This is a genomic window from Rhizobiaceae bacterium (genome assembly GCA_023953845.1).
In the GTDB taxonomy this organism is placed as follows: Bacteria; Pseudomonadota; Alphaproteobacteria; order Rhizobiales; family Rhizobiaceae; genus Arvimicrobium.
On sequence record JAMLJC010000001.1, the window covers coordinates 1,188,248 to 1,204,366 of the forward strand.

Here is a 16,119-nt window from a genome sequence, read left to right on the forward strand (position 1 = left end):
ATCAGCTTCTCTGGACGCGTACCGCCGGTATGAGCCCCTGCGGCCGTATCAGCAGCACCGCAATCACCCCGGACAGAACGATGGCGTCGCGATAGGGTGCCGCCGCTGCCGGCAACGTGGCCTGCAGAAGCACCTCGACGATGCCCAGCAGGAAGCCCCCCGCCACCGCGCCCGGCAGACTGCCGAGCCCGCCGACCACCGCGGCGATGAAGGCTTTCAGCACCGGCGTGAAACCCATCAGCGGATCGACGGAGGCGCGCTGCGCCACCCACAGCATCGCCGCCAGCCCCGCCAGCAGGCCGGACAGAAGAAAGGCCGTGGCAATGATGCGGCTCGCCGGGATGCCCATCAGGCGCACGACGTCGAAATCCTCGGCCGCCGCGCGCATCGCCGTACCGGTGACGGTGCGGCGCAGGAAGATTTCCAGCGCCACCAGCGCCAGAACCGACACCGCTATGGAGATGGACGGGCCGATGCCGATGGTGAAGTCGCCGAGCGAGAAAGCACCGGTCATCCAGCCCGGCATGGCGACGGCCTGCGGCCGCGCCGACACACCGTTCTGGAAGACGACCTTGAGCAGGCTGGAGACGGCGAAACTGGTCAGCAGCAGGCTGGTGACGCTCGCCCCGCGCATCGGCCGAAAGGCCACGCGCTCCATGGCGACCGCCGCAAGCGCGCCGCAGGTCACCGCGACCAACACAGCGGCGGGGAACGGAAATCCAAAGAAGATGGCGGCGAGCAGGGCGTAGCCCGACACGGTCATCAACTCGCCATGCGCAAAGTTGATCAGCCCGACGATGGAGAAGACGATCGCCAGTCCGAGCGCCAGAAGCGCATAGACGCCGCCGAGGCTGACCGCGTTGATGATCTGCTGCGCAATCATTTGCTAGGCCCCCAGATATGCCCGGCGCACCAGGTCGGAACTCGCCAGTTCCTTCGCCGTGCCGGAAAGCGCGACCTCGCCATTGGCGAGCACCGTCGCCCGGTCGGCGATCTCCAGCGCCAGCGCGACGTTCTGCTCGACCAACAGCACGGTCAGCCCGTTGCGGCGCAGCTCGGATATCAGGTCGAAGACCGTGTCGATGATCTGCGGCGCCAAGCCGAGCGACGGCTCGTCGAGCAGGATCAGCTTCGGCTTCGACATCAGGGCGCGCGCTATGGCGAGCATCTGCTGCTCTCCGCCCGAAAGATTGCCGCCCTTGATCTGGTGATAGCGGCGCAGGATCGGGAAGAGGTCGAGCATCTCCTCTTCCCGGGTTCTGGCGTCCGCCGCCGTCAGATGGACGGCCCCGCCCAGCCGCAAATTCTCGGCCACGGTCAGGCTGGAAAAGATGCGCCGTCCTTCAGGCACCAGGGCGACGCCGAGACGGGCGATCGCCTCGGGCGCGCGTCCGGTGACGTCGGCGCCGTCGAGAACCACCTTGCCGCCCGCCGCCGGCACCAAGCCGGCGATGGCGCCGAGCGTCGAACTCTTGCCGGCACCGTTGGCACCGACGAGGGCTATGATCTCGCCACGGCCGACGGCAAGGTCGACGCGGCGTACCGCCTCGACCTCGCCATAGCGTATCCGAAGGGCCTCGACGCTCAGCATCAGTTTGCTCGATGCCGGATCACGGGGCCGGAACGTCTTCGGCCGCCGGAACGAGCGTCTCGATGTGCTTCTGCTCGCCGCCCTCATAACGCATCAGCGCGACGGGACGCAGCGGCATACGGTCGGTGCCGGCATAGGTGATCTTGCCCGTGATGCCGTCGAAATCCTTGAGGTTGGCGATGGCGTCGCGAATGGCCTTGGGATCGTCCGAGCCCGCCGTCGTCACCGCGGCATCGAGGATCAGGCCGATCTCGTAGCCGTTGACCTCGTAGGTCGATTCCGGCTTGTGGCCGGCATATTTCTCGAAGGCCGCGTCGAAGGCCTCGAGCTTCGAGCCCGGCTCGGCATAGCCGGCGGCCGTGTAGACCACGCCGTCGACGAGACTGCCCAGCGCCTTGATGGTGGGCGTGCCGATGGCGTCCGCGCCATAGACCGGAATGTCCACGCCGGCGGCGCGCAGTTGCTGGATGAAGGCGGGGAAGTCCGGCTCATACGCCGCCGTCATGATGAGATCAGACTTTTCCGCCAGACCCTTGATGTTGGTGACCTCGGCGGAGAAGTCGGGCTGACCCATGGTGAAGGTGCCGCGGCCGACCACCTTGCCGCCCTTCTTTTCGAACACCTTGCCGAAATATTCGGGCAGGTTGGCGGTGTAGGTCGCGTCGGGCGACGTCAGCAGATAGACGGTCTTCTTGCCCTCGGAGATGGCGAAGTCTGCCACCGCGGTCGCCTGCACGTTGTCGGCGGGATAGGTGCCGAACATTACGTCGCCGACAGCCTGGGTCAGCACCGGAGCCGAGCCGCACAGCGTCAGCGTGGGGATGCCGAGCGGCTGCGTGAGTTGGCCCGCCGAGATCGAGGGATCGGCGTCGCACGGTGTGATCATGATTTTGGCGCCGGCGTCGATCAGTTCCTGCGCCACGGTCGCGGTCTGCGCCGTGTCCGAGCGGGTGTCCTTGATGATCAGGTTGACCTTGTACTTGCCGCCGAGGCCGCCCTTGGCGTTCAGTTCATCGATCGCCATGCGGAAACCGGCCAGAGCCGGCTGGTCGTAGGGCGCGAGGCCGCCGGTCTGTGCGGTGGCGGCGCCGATGATGATCTCCTCGGCGAAGACGCCATTCGACGCGGCGGTCGCTGTGGCGAAGACGGCGGCGGCGAGCGCCAGACTGTGAAGACGGTATCTGCTCGGCATGTCGGTTCTCCTTCTGGATCGGTCTTGGCTGTTATTGGTTCACGGCTTCGGTTCTGGCGCGCGCGGTGCGGCTGCCCAGATAGGCTGCGATGACGTCGGGATTGCTCTGCACCTCGGCCGGCGTGCCATCGGCGATGACCCGGCCGCGATCGATGACGACGACGCGCTCGCAGAGATTCATCACCAGGCGCATGTCGTGCTCGATGAGGATGACTCCGATCCGCCGCTCGGATCGGACGGCGGACAGGATCGCGACCAGTTCAGCCGTCTCGACAGCGTTCATTCCGGCGGCCGGCTCGTCCAGCAACAGATAACGAGGTCTGAGCGCCAGAGCGCGCGCCACTTCGAGGCGGCGGCGCTGGCCGTAGGCGAGGCTCGCGGCAGGACGGGCGGCAAACCTCTCAAGACCCATGCGCTGCAATTCGCGCATGGCCGCCGCTTCAGCATCCGCAAGGCTGGCCTGGACCTGCCGCGCGGCGACCACCACGTTCTCCATCACGGTCATGCGTGGAAAGACGCGGATGTTCTGGAAGGTGCGGGCGATGCCTGCGCGTGCGAAGGCAAAGGCCGACGGTCTTTGCACGGGCATGCCGATCGACACCGCGCCGGACGTCGGTTTCACATCGCCGGCGATCATGTTGAGCAGCGTCGTCTTGCCGGCGCCGTTCGGCCCGATGATACCGGTGATGGTGTCGGGATCGAAGGCCAGCGTCACCCCGTCGACCGCGACAACGCCCGCATAGCGGCGCGACAGGTCCTCGGTCGCGATACGGCCTGCATCCTTCTGCGTGGGTGGTTCGGAAAGCGCGGCGGAAGGCTCGCTGTCCCGGCGGCGCAGCAGATTGAGCTCACGATCGCCGAAGAGACCGGTAGGGCGACGCCAGATGACGAGGATCATCGCGACGGCGAGCACGCCCTGCGTCAGGCCGAAGAGCACGGGCAGTTGCAGACCTAAGAATTCGCCGCCTCCCTCGAAGCGGCGGACGACCTCGATGATCGCGATCGTCACGGCGACGCCGGCAAAGGCGCCGAGCGAGGAATTCATGCCGCCGACGATCAGCATGGCGAGCATGGTGAAGCCGAGATCGAAATAGAAGTCCTTCGGCGAAAAGGCGCCGAGGAACTGCGCCATCATAGCGCCCGCCGCCATGGTCGCCACCGCGCCCAGCACCCAGGCGGCAAGGCGCGCGGTGCGGTGATCGACGCCGACCGCTGCCGCGCCGCGCTCGTCGTCGGAGGCGGCACGCGACGCGAGGCCGAACGACGTCTCGCGAAACAGCCGCGCCGCACCCAGCGCCAGCGACGCGACGGCGATCGCGGTCCACAGCCCGACCTCGCGCGGCACGCCGTAGAAAGGCTGGCTGCCACGCGTGATGCTGCGGCTGGCGACCAGCACCGTATAGATGATGATGAGCATGGCGAGTGTCGCGATGGCCATGCTCGATCCCGAAAGCCTAAGCAGGGGCGTGCCCGTGGCGAGGCCGATCAGAAGCGCGAGTACCAGCACCACTGCCAGCGCCGCGAAGAAGGGCAGTTCGTAGCCGGCAAAAAATGGCGGCAGGTCCTTCAATGCCGTGCGCTGGAGCGCCGCTGGCATGGTCAGCAGCCCGACCGCATAGGCGCCCAGCCCGACAAAGGCGGCATGGCCGAAGGAGACAATGCCCGTATTGCCGGAAAAGATCTGGAGGCCAAGCACCGCCGTCAGCATGATCGCCGCATAGGTGACGACGCGCTGCATCGCGGCATTGCCGAAAAGATAGACCGCCAGCGCCGCCAGGATCAGCACGGCAGCCATGCAAAGCGCGTCTGCTGTGGCGTTGCGGAATGCCGCGGGCATGAAGGAGAGGCCCGAGCGTTCAGCCATCGTCAGGCCGTTGCAAGCCGGGCCGCCCCGAACCGGGCCGGCGAGAACGGCGAAAGGATCGGCTGATCGCCCTGCGTGACCAGCCTGGCGATGGCCTCTCCGACAGCAGGCCCGGTCTTGAAGCCGTGTCCGGACGAGCCGGCCGCGACCACGAGCCCTTCGACGCCCGGCATGGCGCCGATCACGGGAAGATCGTCGGGACTCATGTCGTAGAGGCCGGCATAACCCGGCCGGATGCCGAGGTCCGCCATCGACGGGATGCGATCGAGGAAGGTTTCGAGGATTTCGACCGATTCCGCTTCCTCGACTCCTTCCATGTAGGAGTCGGGATTTTCCACGAGGCGCGGCCGCACCACCTCGTCGTGACGCACGCCGGTGCCGCCGCCGGCCCATGTGCCGGCGAGGATCACGCCTTCATTATCGGGCCGCGCATAGTTGCGGGAGATGTCGTCGCACCATGCGAAGGGCATATATTGCCGCGCCCTGCCGCGCGCATCCAGCACCGCCATCGGATGACGCTCGATGTGAAGCGGCAGGTCGAGCCCGACAGTGGCGAGCAGACTTCGCGTCCACGGGCCGGCGGCAAGCATCACCGTATCGGCCTCGATGAGCGTGCCGTCGGCAAACTCGACCCCCGCGACACGGTCGCCTTTACGGACCAGCCGGGATACGATCGTGTTCTGGAGGATCTTTGCGCCACGGTTGCGCGCTGCCTTGGCTATGGCGTTGGTGGCGCCGAAAGCGTCGGCATAGCCGTATTCCGGCTCCCATATCGCAAGGGCGACGTCATCCAGCGAGAAGCCCGGCGCCGCGTCCGCGAATTGCCGCGGGCTCAAAGTCTCCATTTGCGCGCCCTCGCCCCGGATACGCTCGGCGGCGGCGGCCCAGTCGGCCTCGCTGTCCTTGCCGCAGACCCACATCATGCCGATCTGGGTCACGAAGGAGCCTTCGCCCGCGATCTCCGGAAGCGAAACGAGAATCTCCCGGCCTCGTATGGCAAGCTGCGACAGTTCCGGCATCAGATAGAAGGCGTGCAGCAATGCGGACGACTTTCCGGACGGTCCGCCCGCCGGATGAGTCTGCTCTATCAATGTCGGCTTCGCACCCGCCTCCGCCAGGTGGTAGGCGACGCTCGACCCGACGATCCCGGCTCCAACGACGATGACGTCGTTCCCATTCCGCATTGTCGTTCCCCGCAACATTCTGGTGCTTTTAGGGCAAGCTAAGACCAGCGGCCGCCAGGTGTCAATATCTCTTCATAAATTACGTGACAGCAAACCTCTGAAATGAAATCAACACTTCGATGTTCCGCAGAATGCGTTCGACAAGTAGCCGCAGGGCCACCTCGATGGTGGCAGCCCTGATTGGGATGAGGGGGTTCGCATGGGCCGTTTGCGTGTCGCAGTACCAGGCGTGACGCTGAACTCACGCCTGCTGCCCGTCTTCGATCTCGCTTTCGCTGTACGCAAATGCCTATTGCCGATCGGCAATCTGCCGCTCGGCATAGGAAAGCCAGTCCCGCAACAGGCAGCGATCTTCCTTGGAGAAAGCCGAGCGCCGCTTCAGATCGCCGAAGCTGTCGTCGGGATGGCACCGGTCGTAGGCTTCAGCGGCAATTCGCTCGAGATCGCCCGACGACGGGAAACCGGCCGGTTTTGCTGGATGCGCCATGTCAGGTCGGAACCTGATTTGACTGTCTGGCGCGCAGACGGGGTCTCGCCAGCATGCCACCGAACAGGATCACGTATCCCAGGAACGCCACTGGCCAGAGAAGCGATGAGCCGTGCAACAGCACGGTCGACGCCGGAAAGAACACGGCCAGGATGCGCAAAAGCGCGGAGGCGACCACCGCCGTGAACATTGCGCAGACGGGTGGGCTCGCCTTGAGGTCACGCCCGGTATGGCCGAGCGTGGCGCGGGCCATGACCGCAAGCGTCATCGATCCGATGGCGCCGGCTCCGAACGCGTGGATTCCTGCAACGGCGGAAACATGGTCCGGAAACATCGCAGCCGCGCCGGCCAGCAGGAAACCGAGCGGAACGAACAGGAACGCCACATGCAGGATGAGCACGAGTGGGTCGCGAAACGTCCTGTATCCCGCCCAGCGCGCAAGCCTGACGGCGTTTGCGAGACCCGCGGCAAGCAGCAGCAAGCCCGTTTCGGATCGCTCGGGCGACAATGTCCATGCCGCGAGCGCCAAGGTGGACAGCGCGATGATCGCGGTATCCGCCCGTCCGAAGGGTTGCGGCAGACGGCCCGGATTCTCCCGCACCAGCCAGTTTCGGGTGAAGCTCGGGATGATCCGGCCGCCGATGATCATGATGAGGACGATGGCGGCGGCGATCGCGAGGCGCCGGCTGATTTCCGAGACGCCGGCAAAGTGCACTTCGACGTGAAACAGGATGTTGGCGCAAAAGAGAGCCGCCAGCGGCAGGAGCACTTTCAGATTGCGCCAGTTCCGGCCGGCGACGATCTCGATCGCCGCCGCAGCCGCAACGGCGGCGAGAAAGGCGCTGTCGATCAGGAGTGCGGCAAGCCAGCCTATTTCTGCCGAGAAGAAAACGGCGATCCGTCCGGCCAGCCACAGCAGGAACAGAAGAAGCAGCGGCAGGCCCTGCACCGGCAGCCGGCCGGTCCAGTTCGGGATTGCCGTCAGCAGGAAGCCGGTAATGACCGCCGTCAGATAGCCGAACAGCATCTCGTGGATGTGCCAGTCGACAGGCACGAAAAGGCTTGCCGTCTCAAGTTGCCCATAGAGCAAGGGCAGCCAGAAGAGAATCGCCAGACCGGAATATGCCGCGCCGGCGAGAAAAAACGGCCGAAAACCGTAGGACAGGATGGCCGGATAGTTTCCCGGCCGCGTGCGCGGCACCGCCATGTGCATTCCTCGACGAGTCACGGCCGATCTTATCGGGACCGGCCGAACCTCATTTGTGCGTCAGTTGGTCGGGACCTGCTCAAACAGCTCCGCGAACACTTTCTTTGCCTTGCCGGTCTGCTTGGCGGCCTTTGCCTGTTCCAGATTGACCGGCTTGCCGACGACGACCAGCGCGACCATGCCCATGCCGTAATGCGGCAGGCATTTGACGCCGTAGACGCCTTCCTTGTCGACGGTCACTGTGATCTGTTCGTTCATCTTTCCCTTGAAGGGCGCAGCGCCTTCCGGAAGCATGTCCTTGATGCTCTCCGCATTATGCGATTTGTCGGTCGGCACGAAGGTAACCGTGTCGCCGGGAGCCGCCACCACATAGTCGGGCTGGAAGACCATCGCTCCCTTTTCGCCCTTGTTGAGCATCTGGACCTGATGATCCGCAGCCTGCGCCGCGCTCGCCAGCAGCAGCCCTGCAAGTGCCGCCGCGATCGTGAATACATGTCTCATGGTTCTTGCCTTTCTTTCATTTCCAGCGCTTGCCGTTGCGCCGTTTCTAGGCCGGCGCCTCCATCTCAACTTTGCAGAAACGCAAATAAAACCGGGAAGAGAGAGGCCATAGGTCGCGGCCGGTTTACCTTGCTGTGCGTATCGACTTCTGAGATAGGTGGGATGTCTGGACTCGGCCGCGCGTCATGCGCCGATGGTTGAAAGGAGCGATGGACGTGAACCACCGCCTCGACCGCTCTCTGATTTCCGGACTGCCCGTATTCGAAGGCCTCGATGCGGGTAGTCTCGATGAGATCCTCCAAAGCGCAAGATCGCTGCGCGTGGAAAAGGACACCACCATTTTCGAGCAGGATGCCGAAGCGCATTCCTTTTTCGTCCTGCTCGACGGCCGGGTGCGCGTGGTGAAGACGACGGCTGATGGCCAGCAGGTCATCGTGCGCTACATCGTGCCGGGAGAGCTGATGGGCATTGCGCAGGCGCTCGGCCGCACCACCTATCCCGCCAGCGCGATCGCCGTCGTTGATTGCGTCGTGCTCGTATGGCCCGGGCGGCTCTGGCCGGAATTCGCCACCGCTTACCCGGCCTTCGGCATGAACACCTACAGGACCGTCGGTTCGCGCCTCAACGACGTCCAGACGCAGGTCATGGAGATGGCGACCGAGCAGGTAGAGCAGCGCGTCGCCCACAGCCTGCTGCGACTGATCAAGCAATCCGGCAGGAAGACGGATGAGGGCATCCTCATCGACTTCCCCATATCGCGTCAGGATATTGCCGAGATGACCGGCACGACGCTCCATACCGTCAGCCGGCTCCTGACGGCCTGGGAGGAAAAGGGGCTGGTCAGGAGCGGGCGCCAACAGGTGACGGTCGTGGCGCCACACCGCCTGATGGTGCTGGCCGAGGGTCATTCGCGGGAGCGGTGACCGGGCTGCCGATTGCTTCGGTCGATCTCGGCGAAAAGCTCTCTTCGGAACTGTACGCCGTCGATCTCGTGCTCGCGGATCGCATCTTCGACGGTATGGAACGACGCAACCGGACAGCCGATGCACAGCAGATGGTGGCGCAGAATGACGCGGATCGTCGCCGGCCATTGCCGCATGATGTCGTCCATCATCATATCTTCGTGGTAGCGCTTGACCATGGTTCTTCCTCCGCTGAGGGAAGGAGGGACAATAGGCAGGGACGACACGCATCTTCGTTGCGCTCCGACAAACGCCCGACATTGATCAGGCAGCCGGTCTCGCGACGGAAATGTCGTTGCCAGGCCCTGCACCAGCAAGGAAATCGGGCGGCGCAAGCACGATGTCGGCCAGCGTATGCCGGTCGAGCGTCTCCTGAAAGGCCGCTATCGCCTCGGCCAGCAGACGCGAGAGCTTGCAGCTTCGCGTGATGACGCACTGATTGCCCGTGACAAAGCATTCGACCAGGGCAAAGTCGGGTTCGGTCAGACGCAGCACGTCGCCGATGCGGATGGTGTCGGCGGGCCGATTGAGCGCGAGGCCGCCCGAGCGGCCGCGCACGGCCTTCAGATAGCCGGCGCGCGTCAGGGTGTTGGCAACCTTGTTGAGATGCGTCTTCGAGACGTTGAATGTCCGTGCGGCCTCCTCGATGGTGATCAGCCGTTCACCGGCGGAGGCCGCATACATCAGCATCCTGAGCGCGTAATCCGAGAAACTCGTCAGCCGCATCTCAGGCCCCTTCTTCCGACCCGCCTTCATGGACGACAAGATCCGTCAAATCCTGCTCGGTGATAGGTTCGACGAGCAATGTGTCCTTGCCTCGGCTGAAGGCAACGGCCAGACGGAACGAATGGGCGATGCGCATGGCGCGATCCATGAACAGGCGTGCGACTTCGGGCGGGCAGAGCCGCGTGACAGTTGCGCGAAACAGGGCGAGCCAGCGCCTGAAATGCTCGTCTCCAAGTTCGGGAATGGCCAGATGCGGCGGCAGCGGACGGCCATCATAGCGTCCGGTACGCAAGAGGGTCGCCGACCAGAAGTCGCACATCTTCGCGAGGTGCCGGGGCCACTCGTCAGCCGTGATAGCGCGGTTGAAGATCGGCCCGACCAGATCATCGTTCCGGATCGCGTCATAGAAGCCATGGACGACGTCACGGATCATGGCCTCGTCCAGAAGCTCCGGCAGGGGACGGCCATCGACGATGATCGACCTGCGGTTCACGGCATCACTGCTCATCGGCGAATTCCCCCACTCCCGGCGCCGAACTTGTGACCGATCGCACCGCTGATCATTTCCGGCGACCATGGGGGGTCGTAGGTGAGAAGCACGTCCACCTGTTCGATGCCGGACACGATCCATACCGCCGAATGAACCGCATCCTTGAGATAGGCAGCGGCCGGGCAACCCTTCGTCGTCGTCGACATCTCGATGCGAGCCGCACCCCGATCATCGACATCGACACGATAGATCAGGCCGAGATCGACGAGGTTTTCCCCGAGTTCGGGATCAATCACCATCCGCAGTGATTCCAGCACCGCTTCGCGTAGCTCGTTTCTTGTGTCCCCGCTCATGCCGCGCCCGTCCCTTCCCCGCGGCGGATCACGATCCTGTAGGAGCCGTCCGGCTGCTGCTCGCCGCGCCAGAGGCAACCGCGCGTCTCGATTTCCGGGAACAGGAAGCGCGGCTCGCGCGGAAGCAATGCGACGAGAGTCGCGCCGGGAGCGATCGCCTCGACGGCTTCCAGCGTTTTCACCATCGGCTCCGGCGGCATCAGATCGCGGCAGTCGATTTCGATCGACGGGAGCGGCCAGTCACCCTGCGTGCTATCTGGCACCGCCGGATGCTGCTCCGCTGAAGACGGCGCCGCGTCGACAGGCATGAAAAGAACTTCCCAGTCGCCACCGCCGATTTCCCGCGCGGCCGGCTGGAAGCCCCGCGCGCCCAGCACCTGGAACAGGGGGAGCGGCTTGAACGTCGCGAGCAAGCGCAGGCTCTGCCCGGGTGCAAGCGCCTCCACCGCCTGCATGATCGCGCTGAAGGGCTCTCCGCCATCGCGCAGGATCGGACGGACGTCAAGTTCGTAAGGCGGTTGGTTCATGATTATCTCCAATGCGTCTAGCGACCGCCCGAAGCGGCCATGAACAGGCGCGGCAGGCGCGTGCCTTCCGGAAGTCGCAGCGAGGCCGAGACGTTTGCCAGCCGGCGGGCGAGGACAAGTTCGACGACGATAGCCAGCGTGGCGATGCAGACGACCGCCGAGCCGAGCCGGAACAAAGTGAGTTCCTCCGCAAGCAATGCGCCTGTCGCGGCGAAAACCCCGGCGAAATAGAGGATGAACCACGGGCCGTCGCGGCGCTCCGCGACGAGATCCTGAACGCGCGGCGTCGGCTTGCGGCCCATGACCGGACCGTAGCATTCGAGCCAGGTCAGGAAGGGAACGATCTTGTAGAGCTGGGACAGTGCGAGGCCGCTCAGCCAGCCGAAGAAGACGAGGTAGACGAGCGCGCCGACATGCCGCTCCAGCGTGCCGCTGGCGACAAGGACGCCGCAAAGCAGCGCCGAGGCGAAAAGTGCGGCAAACGCGCCTCCTGACGCCTTGATGTTCAGTTCCAGCTGGCGGCGCTTCCGATGACGGTAGAAGAAAGCAAGATCGGTGCCGTAGAGAACCAGCGCGACGAGCCCGCAAATTCCCGCGACGCCGAAGGAGAGGGAGGTCGATGCTCCGAGCGCCAGTTCGAGCAGAACACCCAGACCGAGGGCCAGCAAGGCTGCGCTGCCGCTCAGCCAGACCCAGCGGGATGTGGCGCGCTCGTGATCCGGCGCAAGCATGAACATCGGCAGTAGCCGATAGCTGACGCCCACCGCCGAGAAGGTCAGCCAGCCGCCGATACCCATCGCCGCATGCAGCGGAACGAGCCGCCCGCGCTCCGCCGCCAGTCTCTCAGCCGGTATCCAGCCGGACAGGAGATGCGCGAAAAGCGAGCCGAGGAAGGCCAGAACCAGCAGGCAGATGAGACCGGTGGCCACGAAGCGTGCCGGGAGCGGCAGCGGCCGGGCGCGCCACAGCGTCTCTCCCAGAATCCAGATGGCCATCGCGAAGCCGAGCGGCAGGAGGCAACCGCCGAGGATGAGAAAGGGCAGGTCGCTCTCAAGTGTCCCGGCAAGCTGCAGGAAGCCCGCGAGAAGAAACCCAAGTCCCGCCATCAGGCATGCCAGCACGGGCAGCGCCAAGAACGGGCGCCACAGCGGCTTGGCGACGAGCACCGGGACGAACTGGAAGAGCGCGCCGCACATCAACAGGCTGAGCCAGCCGATCGCCACCAGATGGACGACCACCAGCGTCTCGGGCGCTTCGATGGCGTGGCTTGGGAAACCGTATCCGACAGCCATCAGCGTCTCGGCAAGGATGAGGCAGACCAGCGACACGGCAAAGAAAGCCATGGTCCAACGCGAGAGTGAGGCGCCGATCACGACATCATCCGCCTGATCGATGCAGTTCGTCGATCTTCAGATTGCCTCGGCGCGGCGAGATCGCCGTCGCGCGCCAGCCGGCGTTCCGCGCGCTTCGGCAAACGCGCGGCCGTATGGAAGAGTCCCGGCATGGCTGTCGGCGGCCTCGTATCGTGCTCTGGATTCAAGCCTATGACGGCGAGGGCCGAATGCCACCACGCTGCTCTCAGGATGCTCATTGCATCAACTCCTGCCTTTGCAGGTCGATCTGGATATTCCGGACGAAAAGATATATTGTCAATCTATCTTTTCGTTGCGCCTGCGCAAACTGGGACCGGAAATTCATGCGGCTCGAATCCAATGAGAAGGGCGACCTCTTCGTCGATCCCGAATTCCTTTCGAAGAGGCTTTGCCTCACGCCGCACGAATTGCAGCGGCGGATGAGGATTGGTCTCGTGACCAGCTTGGTTGAAGCGGGAGCCGACGACGACCTAGGGAAGCGCCGTATCACCGTGCGATGCGGCAGCACCGCATGGCGCGCAATCGTCGATGACGGCAACAACATCACCAGTGAAGAGCTGATCAGCCTTGGTGAAACGAAGCGGGGAGCGCCCGAACCCGGCGGGCGCTGCTGAGCTGCGCCCGAGCATCGGAGTGGCTGCGAAGCCTACTCCTCGTCGTCGAACAATATCCGCTCGGCGGCTCCGTCGAGATCCTCGTACTGGCCGCTGCGCAAGCTCCACAGGAAAGCGACCAGAGCCGCCCCGCCCAGAAGCAGTGCGATAGGGATGAGAAAGACGAGGCTGCTCATTCAGACCGTTTCACTGTCGGATGGAAACGGTCTGGCCGCCGCTATGATCGCGAGAGCCGGGCAGGTCACCTGATCGCCCTGTAGCTATGCCAGGTCGCATGGCCGAGAAGCGGAAAGACGATAATCAGGCCAAGCAGTCCGGTCACCGCGCTGACCAGGAAAAACGCGAGGACGATGGCGCCCCAGGCAAGCATCACGGGAAGGTTGTTCCACACCAGCGAGATGCTGGTGCCCATCGCCGTGAAGGCGTCCGTGTCCTCGTCCAGAAGCATCGGCACGGCGAAGGTGCTGATGGCGAAGGAAAAGGCCGCGAACAGGCCGCCTACGGCCGTGCCGACGACGAGCATCCCCCAGCCTTCCGGCGTGGTCAGCAGCATGGACACCACATGGTCGAGCCCGGGAAAAGGCCGTAGACCGAAGAACAGCGCATAGATAATGACCGCGGCGCGCATCCAGACCAGCATCAGCAGGCACAGGATCGCCCCCGTGAACCAGACCTGCGCGCCGGATGCGGCTCGCACGAAGATCATGCGTGCGAGGCTGACGGGCTTGCCGGTCTCGATGTCGCGGCTCTTCTGGTAGAGGCCGATGGCGACGAGCGGTCCGACCACCATGAAACCGGCCAGCGCCGGAAACAATATGTAGTCCAGCCCCAGCGCGAACAGACCCCAGACGATGACGAGCGAAACGGCGAAGACCGCCACGCCATAGGCGAGGCTTGGTCCCGGACGGTTCCAGAGATCGCGCCAGCCGCTGCCCAGCCAGCCGATCGCGGCGCTGGCCGGCAGATTTCGTCGACGCTGCGCGGCGAGCGGAACGGGGGCGGTTTCAGTCCGTTCGAACGTGCCCATGACCGTTCTCCTTCAACACGAAGACCTAGCCGCGCGGTATGCGCCGTCCTGGCCGGCATCCTTCACATGCGGGACGCAGGCCGGTTGCGACGCGAGCGCGACGTAGACAAGGTGAGCGTTCGCGGCAGCGAGAACGAGAAGGCCCGCCGCCACGCCCGCCAGCGACAATCCCTTCCAGCCGCGCGGTATGAGGCGTCCCGAGGTCGTTTCGTTGTGCAGGGACGTCATTGCACGCCAGCCCCCAGAGAATGAACATAGAGGGACAATATCCTGATATCTGCCGGCGTCAGACGCCCGCCCCAATTGGGCATATGGCCCTGCCGACCGGAATAGACCGTCGAATAGATAGACTGGACGTCGCCGCCATAGATCCAGTGATTGTCCGTAAGGTCCGGCGCGCCGACCTCGTGCATGCCCTTCGCGTCGTCGCCGTGACAGGATGCGCAATTCGCGGCGAATATCTCTTCTCCCGCCGAAAGCTGCGCAGCGTCGCCGGTCTGCGTGCCCTCTGCTGAAAGCGATCGGACATAGGCGACCACGTCGCCGATCTGTTCGCGCGAAAGCATGCCGTCGCGGCCGAAGGCCAGCATCTGCGAGATGCGCGTGTCTTCATTGGTGGAATTGATGCCGACGCGGATGGTTTCCTCGATGGTTCCGGGCTCGCCGCCCCATAGCCATGCCTTCGCGGTGAGGTCCGGAAATCCCGGGCCACCAGTGGCGTTGACGCCGTGGCAGGCAGCGCAATTGTCCACGAACAGGGTGCGGCCGGTCTCTCGCACATGACGCATCAGAGTCTCGTCACCGAGCGCTTCCGCATAGTCCGCCGTCGTCACCTTCTCCGTCCAGGAGGCCCCGCGCTCGGCTGTCGCTTCCTCGACCTGCCGGGTCACGACCTCGCGCTGGTCGATGCCGAGCAAGCCCTTCGTGTAGGTCCATCCCAGCGGCCAGGCGGGCATCAGCAGCCAGTAGACGATGGCGAACAGGGTCGCGGCCGCCAGAAAGAAAAACACGACGCGCGGCACCGGCGTGTTCAGCTCTTCAATGCCGTTCCACTCATGCCCGGTGGTCATCCGGCCCGTGACGGAGTCAAGCTTCTCCGTTGCCATCGGCTACTCCCCCGGCCTGTCGTCCTTGTCGAGAATACTGTTCTTGGCCCGGTCGAAGCGTTTCCTGTTCCCGGGCCAAAAGGCATAGATCAGAACGGCCAGCGCCAGCGCGATCAGATAGAAAAGACCCCAACTCTTGGCGAAGGCCACGATGGACTGGTGATCGAATTCCATCCCCCTTATTCCTCCGCCGCAGCCGTCTGCTTGTAGGGAGCCTCGGTCAACCGGCCGAGGATCTGGAGATAAGCGACCAGCGCATCCATCTCGGTGAGGCGCCCCGGATCGCCGTCGAAGGCGCGGACATTGGTCGCCGCGCCGTAACGTTCCGAGACACCACCCGACGCATCGCTATCCGGCGCGGCCTGACCGTAGGCATCGGCCGTGGCGCTGGCGATCATCTCGTCCGTGTACGGCACGCCGACCGCCCGCTGCGCCGCCAGATGCTCGCCGAGATCGTCGATCTTCAGCGCGTTGCGCTGCAGCCATCCGTAGCGGGGCATGATCGATTCCGGCACGACGTCGCGCGGATTGACGAGGTGCGCAACATGCCAGGCATCGGAATACTTGCCCCCCACCCGCGCCAGATCGGGGCCGGTGCGCTTCGATCCCCACAGCATCGGATGGTCGTATTGCGACTCGACGGCAAGCGAGAACGGACCATAGCGCTCGACCTCGTCGCGCAGCGTGCGGATCATCTGCGAATGGCAGGCATAGCAGCCTTCGCGGATGTAAAGGTTGCGGCCGGCCAGTTCGAGCGGCGTGTAGACGCGCATGTCGGGCGCTTCCTCAACCGTCTCGTGGATGGTGAAGAGCGGAGCGATCTCGACAAAGCCGCCGATTGCCGAAACGCCGATGATGGCCAGCACGAAGCCGATGGCGCTGCGTTCGATCTTGCGATGGAAGAACTCGCCCATG

22 protein-coding genes are annotated in these 16,119 nt (G+C 64.6%); 2 read left to right on the forward strand and 20 right to left on the reverse strand.

All coding sequences use genetic code 11. From position 1 onward, the window contains the following. Position 1: 1 nt before the first annotated feature. From M9955_05910 to M9955_05945, 8 genes are all read right to left on the reverse strand, one after another. On the reverse strand, positions 2-883 hold the full coding sequence (locus tag M9955_05910; GenBank protein MCO5081180.1) for a branched-chain amino acid ABC transporter permease: 882 nt from the start codon (positions 881-883) through the stop codon (positions 2-4). Between the two features lie 3 nt (positions 884-886). Then, a complete protein-coding gene (locus tag M9955_05915) occupies positions 887-1,591 on the reverse strand; it encodes an ABC transporter ATP-binding protein (protein MCO5081181.1) in 705 nt (234 codons plus the stop codon). Between the two features lie 19 nt (positions 1,592-1,610). After that, positions 1,611-2,783 carry an ABC transporter substrate-binding protein gene (locus M9955_05920; GenBank protein MCO5081182.1) on the reverse strand — a complete coding sequence of 391 codons (1,173 nt, stop codon included), beginning with the start codon at positions 2,781-2,783 and terminating at the stop codon, positions 1,611-1,613. Positions 2,784-2,814: 31 nt separating this feature from the next. Next, positions 2,815-4,647, reverse strand: a complete 1,833-nt coding sequence (locus tag M9955_05925; GenBank protein ID MCO5081183.1) for a branched-chain amino acid ABC transporter ATP-binding protein/permease — start codon at positions 4,645-4,647, stop codon at positions 2,815-2,817. Between the two features lie 2 nt (positions 4,648-4,649). Then, entirely contained in the window at positions 4,650-5,831 is a 1,182-nt protein-coding gene (locus M9955_05930) for an FAD-binding oxidoreductase (GenBank protein MCO5081184.1), read from the reverse strand. A gap of 289 nt (positions 5,832-6,120) precedes the next feature. Beyond that, complete coding sequence (locus tag M9955_05935) at positions 6,121-6,318, reverse strand: hypothetical protein (GenBank protein MCO5081185.1); 198 nt, start codon at positions 6,316-6,318, stop codon at positions 6,121-6,123. Between the two features lies 1 nt (position 6,319). Further along, on the reverse strand, positions 6,320-7,525 hold the full coding sequence (locus tag M9955_05940) for an NnrS family protein (GenBank protein MCO5081186.1): 1,206 nt from the start codon (positions 7,523-7,525) through the stop codon (positions 6,320-6,322). 60 nt (positions 7,526-7,585) lie between these two features. After that, the gene (locus tag M9955_05945) at positions 7,586-8,026 is read right to left on the reverse strand and encodes a pseudoazurin (protein ID MCO5081187.1); all 441 of its coding nucleotides are present in this window, start codon (positions 8,024-8,026) and stop codon (positions 7,586-7,588) included. A gap of 209 nt (positions 8,027-8,235) precedes the next feature. Between M9955_05945 and M9955_05950 the strand changes: the two genes are divergently transcribed. Further along, positions 8,236-8,949, forward strand: a complete 714-nt coding sequence (locus M9955_05950) for a Crp/Fnr family transcriptional regulator (protein MCO5081188.1) — start codon at positions 8,236-8,238, stop codon at positions 8,947-8,949. On the opposite strand, the gene M9955_05955 is transcribed toward M9955_05950, so the two are convergent. From M9955_05955 to M9955_05980, 6 genes are all read right to left on the reverse strand, one after another. Beyond that, positions 8,931-9,167, reverse strand: a complete 237-nt coding sequence (locus M9955_05955) for a DUF1858 domain-containing protein (protein ID MCO5081189.1) — start codon at positions 9,165-9,167, stop codon at positions 8,931-8,933. The two genes, M9955_05950 and M9955_05955, sit on opposite strands and share 19 nt — an antisense overlap. 85 nt (positions 9,168-9,252) lie before the next feature. Then, the gene (locus M9955_05960) at positions 9,253-9,714 is read right to left on the reverse strand and encodes an Rrf2 family transcriptional regulator (protein ID MCO5081190.1); all 462 of its coding nucleotides are present in this window, start codon (positions 9,712-9,714) and stop codon (positions 9,253-9,255) included. Position 9,715: 1 nt separating this feature from the next. Then, complete coding sequence (locus M9955_05965; GenBank protein MCO5081191.1) at positions 9,716-10,147, reverse strand: group III truncated hemoglobin; 432 nt, start codon at positions 10,145-10,147, stop codon at positions 9,716-9,718. A 71-nt stretch (positions 10,148-10,218) separates the two neighbouring features. Then, positions 10,219-10,557 carry a metal-sulfur cluster assembly factor gene (locus M9955_05970; GenBank protein ID MCO5081192.1) on the reverse strand — a complete coding sequence of 113 codons (339 nt, stop codon included), beginning with the start codon at positions 10,555-10,557 and terminating at the stop codon, positions 10,219-10,221. Beyond that, positions 10,554-11,084: a DUF2249 domain-containing protein gene (locus M9955_05975; protein MCO5081193.1), complete on the reverse strand. Its 531-nt coding sequence runs from the start codon at positions 11,082-11,084 to the stop codon at positions 10,554-10,556. The genes M9955_05970 and M9955_05975 overlap by 4 nt, the downstream gene beginning before the upstream one ends. 17 nt (positions 11,085-11,101) lie before the next feature. Continuing rightward, complete coding sequence (locus tag M9955_05980; GenBank protein ID MCO5081194.1) at positions 11,102-12,457, reverse strand: hypothetical protein; 1,356 nt, start codon at positions 12,455-12,457, stop codon at positions 11,102-11,104. A 323-nt stretch (positions 12,458-12,780) separates the two neighbouring features. Between M9955_05980 and M9955_05985 the strand changes: the two genes are divergently transcribed. Next, positions 12,781-13,071, forward strand: a complete 291-nt coding sequence (locus tag M9955_05985) for a DUF6522 family protein (protein ID MCO5081195.1) — start codon at positions 12,781-12,783, stop codon at positions 13,069-13,071. Positions 13,072-13,103: 32 nt separating this feature from the next. Here M9955_05985 and ccoS read toward each other — a convergent pair whose 3' ends face one another. The 6 genes from ccoS to ccoO all read right to left on the reverse strand — a co-directional run bounded on the left by ccoS (position 13,104) and on the right by ccoO (position 16,118). Beyond that, positions 13,104-13,247 (reverse strand): cbb3-type cytochrome oxidase assembly protein CcoS, encoded by a 144-nt coding sequence (ccoS, locus tag M9955_05990; GenBank protein ID MCO5081196.1) that lies wholly within the window; start codon positions 13,245-13,247, stop codon positions 13,104-13,106. A gap of 65 nt (positions 13,248-13,312) precedes the next feature. Further along, the gene (locus tag M9955_05995; protein ID MCO5081197.1) at positions 13,313-14,098 is read right to left on the reverse strand and encodes a DUF2189 domain-containing protein; all 786 of its coding nucleotides are present in this window, start codon (positions 14,096-14,098) and stop codon (positions 13,313-13,315) included. Between the two features lie 12 nt (positions 14,099-14,110). Next, positions 14,111-14,326, reverse strand: a complete 216-nt coding sequence (locus M9955_06000) for a hypothetical protein (GenBank protein MCO5081198.1) — start codon at positions 14,324-14,326, stop codon at positions 14,111-14,113. Next, complete coding sequence (ccoP, locus tag M9955_06005; protein ID MCO5081199.1) at positions 14,323-15,204, reverse strand: cytochrome-c oxidase, cbb3-type subunit III; 882 nt, start codon at positions 15,202-15,204, stop codon at positions 14,323-14,325. The genes M9955_06000 and ccoP overlap by 4 nt, the downstream gene beginning before the upstream one ends. A 3-nt stretch (positions 15,205-15,207) precedes the next feature. Beyond that, positions 15,208-15,378 (reverse strand): cbb3-type cytochrome c oxidase subunit 3, encoded by a 171-nt coding sequence (locus tag M9955_06010; GenBank protein ID MCO5081200.1) that lies wholly within the window; start codon positions 15,376-15,378, stop codon positions 15,208-15,210. Between the two features lie 5 nt (positions 15,379-15,383). Beyond that, a complete protein-coding gene (gene ccoO / locus M9955_06015; protein ID MCO5081201.1) occupies positions 15,384-16,118 on the reverse strand; it encodes a cytochrome-c oxidase, cbb3-type subunit II in 735 nt (244 codons plus the stop codon). Position 16,119 lies beyond the last annotated feature (1 nt).

Bases quoted from the DNA above. Each gene is read 5' to 3' on its own strand.
- M9955_05975 (MCO5081193.1), bottom strand. From the start codon at position 11,084: ATGAACCAACCGCCTTACGAACTTGACGTCCGTCCGATCCTGCGCGAT.
- M9955_05910 (MCO5081180.1), bottom strand. From the start codon at position 883: ATGATTGCGCAGCAGATCATCAACGCGGTCAGCCTCGGCGGCGTCTAT.
- M9955_05940 (MCO5081186.1), bottom strand. From the start codon at position 7,525: ATGGCGGTGCCGCGCACGCGGCCGGGAAACTATCCGGCCATCCTGTCC.
- ccoO (MCO5081201.1), bottom strand. From the start codon at position 16,118: ATGGGCGAGTTCTTCCATCGCAAGATCGAACGCAGCGCCATCGGCTTC.
- M9955_05950 (MCO5081188.1), top strand. From the start codon at position 8,236: ATGGACGTGAACCACCGCCTCGACCGCTCTCTGATTTCCGGACTGCCC.
- M9955_05935 (MCO5081185.1), bottom strand. From the start codon at position 6,318: ATGGCGCATCCAGCAAAACCGGCCGGTTTCCCGTCGTCGGGCGATCTC.
- ccoP (MCO5081199.1), bottom strand. From the start codon at position 15,204: ATGGCAACGGAGAAGCTTGACTCCGTCACGGGCCGGATGACCACCGGG.
- M9955_05955 (MCO5081189.1), bottom strand. From the start codon at position 9,167: ATGGTCAAGCGCTACCACGAAGATATGATGATGGACGACATCATGCGG.
- M9955_05915 (MCO5081181.1), bottom strand. From the start codon at position 1,591: ATGCTGAGCGTCGAGGCCCTTCGGATACGCTATGGCGAGGTCGAGGCG.
- ccoS (MCO5081196.1), bottom strand. From the start codon at position 13,247: ATGAGCAGCCTCGTCTTTCTCATCCCTATCGCACTGCTTCTGGGCGGG.
- M9955_05985 (MCO5081195.1), top strand. From the start codon at position 12,781: ATGCGGCTCGAATCCAATGAGAAGGGCGACCTCTTCGTCGATCCCGAA.
- M9955_05925 (MCO5081183.1), bottom strand. From the start codon at position 4,647: ATGGCTGAACGCTCGGGCCTCTCCTTCATGCCCGCGGCATTCCGCAAC.
- M9955_06000 (MCO5081198.1), bottom strand. From the start codon at position 14,326: ATGACGTCCCTGCACAACGAAACGACCTCGGGACGCCTCATACCGCGC.
- M9955_05995 (MCO5081197.1), bottom strand. From the start codon at position 14,098: ATGGGCACGTTCGAACGGACTGAAACCGCCCCCGTTCCGCTCGCCGCG.
- M9955_05960 (MCO5081190.1), bottom strand. From the start codon at position 9,714: ATGCGGCTGACGAGTTTCTCGGATTACGCGCTCAGGATGCTGATGTAT.
- M9955_05970 (MCO5081192.1), bottom strand. From the start codon at position 10,557: ATGAGCGGGGACACAAGAAACGAGCTACGCGAAGCGGTGCTGGAATCA.
- M9955_06010 (MCO5081200.1), bottom strand. From the start codon at position 15,378: ATGGAATTCGATCACCAGTCCATCGTGGCCTTCGCCAAGAGTTGGGGT.
- M9955_05945 (MCO5081187.1), bottom strand. From the start codon at position 8,026: ATGAGACATGTATTCACGATCGCGGCGGCACTTGCAGGGCTGCTGCTG.
- M9955_05965 (MCO5081191.1), bottom strand. From the start codon at position 10,147: ATGATCCGTGACGTCGTCCATGGCTTCTATGACGCGATCCGGAACGAT.
- M9955_05920 (MCO5081182.1), bottom strand. From the start codon at position 2,783: ATGCCGAGCAGATACCGTCTTCACAGTCTGGCGCTCGCCGCCGCCGTC.
- M9955_05930 (MCO5081184.1), bottom strand. From the start codon at position 5,831: ATGCGGAATGGGAACGACGTCATCGTCGTTGGAGCCGGGATCGTCGGG.